The sequence below is a fragment of the Tardiphaga sp. genome, from assembly GCF_028290495.1.
Lineage (GTDB): Bacteria > Pseudomonadota > Alphaproteobacteria > Rhizobiales > Xanthobacteraceae > Tardiphaga.
The window spans coordinates 1-2,892 of record NZ_JAQGJT010000196.1 but is presented as its reverse complement, the minus strand read 5'-3'; the positions used below and the strand labels follow the sequence as shown (position 1 = coordinate 2,892).

The 2,892-nt window shown below is 64.4% G+C and carries 2 protein-coding genes; one reads left to right on the top strand and one right to left on the bottom strand.

Annotation, left to right across the window (positions count from 1 at the left end; all coding sequences use genetic code 11):
* Positions 1 to 948, top strand: a 948-nt coding sequence (locus JWQ24_RS27885) for an MFS transporter (protein ID WP_299815661.1), incomplete at its 5' end; no start/stop codon positions are given.
* Between the two features lie 441 nt (positions 949 to 1,389).
* Here the strand turns inward: JWQ24_RS27885 and JWQ24_RS27880 are convergent.
* Positions 1,390 to 2,892: Ig-like domain-containing protein (locus tag JWQ24_RS27880; protein WP_299815658.1), on the bottom strand; the 1,503-nt coding region annotated here is incomplete at its 5' end.

Genomic DNA, 2,892 nt, shown 5'->3' with positions numbered 1-2,892 from the left:
GAGAACGCACCGGCAGGCAAGCGCGCGATCTACGGCACGTTCCCCCAGCTCGGTGCACCCATCGGCTTCATCATCGCGAACGTGCTGTTCCTCATCCTGAGCCTGACCTTCCCCGCGAGTGCGTTCGCTGCGTGGGGCTGGCGCATCCCGTTCCTGCTGAGCGCGGTGCTCGTCATCATCGGCCTCTACGTGCGGCTCAAGCTCGTCGAGACCCCCGCATTCCAAAAGGTCGTCGCCTCTGGTGAGGTTGCCAAGCTCCCGGTCGCTCGCGTGTTCAAGACCAGCTGGCGCCCGCTCATCCTTGGCACCTTCATCATGCTCGCGACCTACGTGCTGTTCTACCTGATGACCGCGTTCACGCTCACCTACGGCACCACGCCCGCGACGGCCAAGGCCGCGGCCGCGGCAGCCGCGAAGGCCGGCAAGCCGTTCGCCGCGGCGTCGTTCGTTCCAGGACTGGGCTTTACGCGCAACAACTTCCTCATCATGCTCATCATCGGTGTCGTCTTCTTCGGGATCTTCACCCTCGTCGCCGGCCCGCTCGCCGAGAAGTTCGGCCGTCGAAAGACACTGATCTGGGTGACGGTCGGCATCATCGTGTTCGGCCTGCTCTTCGTGCCGCTCTTCGCGGGCGGAGTCGTCGGCACGATGGCGCTCCTCATCGTCGGATTCACACTCATGGGTCTCACTTTCGGCCCCATGGGCGCCGAGCTGCCCGAGCTTTTCCCCACGAACGTGAGGTACACCGGGTCGGCAATCAGCTACAACCTCGCAAGCGTGCTCGGCGCGGCCCTCGCTCCGTCAATCGCAGTGGGATTGTGGTCGCTGGCCCAGGGCAGCACGGTCTGGGTCGGCATCTACCTGAGCGCCACTGCCGTGATCACGCTCATCGCCCTGCTCATCAGCAAGGAGACGAAGGACGTCGAGTTCACCGACAATGTGAGCTAGAGGTTTGGGTGCCGATTGAGTAGCCTGACCTCGTGTCTGCGCCGCGTGACACGTGCGCGCGACCGACCTGTTTGAAGACGACCTCGATTCCGTCGCGACGGCCCTGAACGAGGCACGGACGAAAGCCCAAAGGCAAACGGCTCAATCTCACAGCGAAAGCAAGGACGGCATAAGCGATCCGGCTTGTTACGTCGCATCCTTAGCTGGGTTTCCTCACGTTCGGTGGACTGCTAGATCAGCCGCATCGGCGAGAATTCAAAGAATTCGGCTCGCAAGATATATTGGATGGCACTGAAATTGCTGATGAAGTGTGCCTTTCGAAGTCGCCAACTCGGCCCTCGCAAAAGAACTCATTCGCCTTTCCCAGAAGGTGTTGACAAAGTCTTCGAGCCTGCCGTGATTTGGGCATTGAGCTGTGCAAGGCTGCAAGGTCTGAAGCGATCATCGCCGGATCGCTAGTGTTTTGGTGACGCTGGAGGCGGCGGTGTTGCTGTCGCCAGCGTAGGTGACTCGCAGGGTGTAGGTACCGGCCGGTATGCCCTTGAGCACGATGGCGGCGGCACCGTGGGTGAGCTTGGTTGAACGAGTCTCGATGGTCGTTCCGGAACTCGCGGAGATTGTCAGAGTGACTTTTCCGGTGGGTTCGACGGTCGGAAGTTTAGCCGTGACGTTGGCCGTGACCGGGATGCCGGCGTTCGCGACCACCTTCGGCGCCGTTACGGTGACGGTGGTCGGCGCCTTCGTGATCGTGATCGTCGTGGCCGGTGAGGTGGAGGCCGCGACCAGGGCATCGCCGGCGTAGCTTGCCGTGAGGGTGTGTCGGCCAACCTTCAGCGTCGGCAGGCTGATCGAGGCTTTGCCCGAGGCGTTGAGTTGGCCGGCAGCCACGACCGTGCTGCCGTCGAGCAGCGTCACGGTGCCGGTCGTCACGACACCGGGGGCACTGACTTTCACCGTCGCGGTGACCGCACTGTCGTAGGCGGCCGTGGCGGGTTTGACGTTGACGGTTGTTGCGCTGGCCGCGTGGGCCACCGTGATCGTGGTGCTGGCGCTGGACACGTCGTAGGTCGGGTCGCCGTCGTAGCTGATGGTGAGAGCGTGCTGGCCCACGCCGATGTCCGACGCGGAGGCCTGATAGGTGGCTTTGCCTTTGGTCAGGGTGGTGGTGCCGAGTAGGGTTGCGCCGTCGGTGATCCGGACGGTGCCGGTGGGTGCGGCGCCGGAACCGACGACGGTGATCTTCAGCAACACCTTCTTACCTGCAACCGTGCTGGCTGAGGTCGGGGTGACGCGCGTGATCGAGGTCTGCAACGGTGCGCCAGCGCGGGGCACAGTCACGGTGTTGGTTGCCTCGACGTTGCCGGCCTTGTCGACGGCGCGATAGTTCACGCTAGTCTCCGACGAGCCGACGGTGATCTGGCCCGTAAGCACGGTCCAGGTCCCGCCGGGGAGCTGGTATTCGACGTGGTCGACTCCGGACGTGTCGTCCGCGGCCCGAACCTTGACGGTGCGCGCCGTCGCATCGACGGTGGCGTTGGAGACCGGCGCGGAGGCATCGATCTTGAACTGAGTCGTGGTGATCGCCGAGGTGTTTCCGGAGACGTCAGTGGCACGGATCGCGACCGTGTGTGCGCCGTCCGAGCTGATCACGATCGGGGCGGTCGCCTGCGCCCAGTCGGCGCCGTCGACCTGCGCCGAGACCACCGGACTCGGGTCCACGGCATCGGTCGCGGCGGCCGTCACCGTGACCGGGCTCGTGTACCACCCGTTCGTGCCGTTCGCGGCGGCCGGACTCGAGACCACAGAGACCGTCGGCGGCGTGCTGTCGACCGGGGATGGATGCGTCGTGAACGCATCCACGATCATGTAGCCGCCGTCGACCATCTGACCGGACAGGGTGTGCACTCCCGGTGTCAGGCCCGAGATCGAGACCACCGGCGCCTG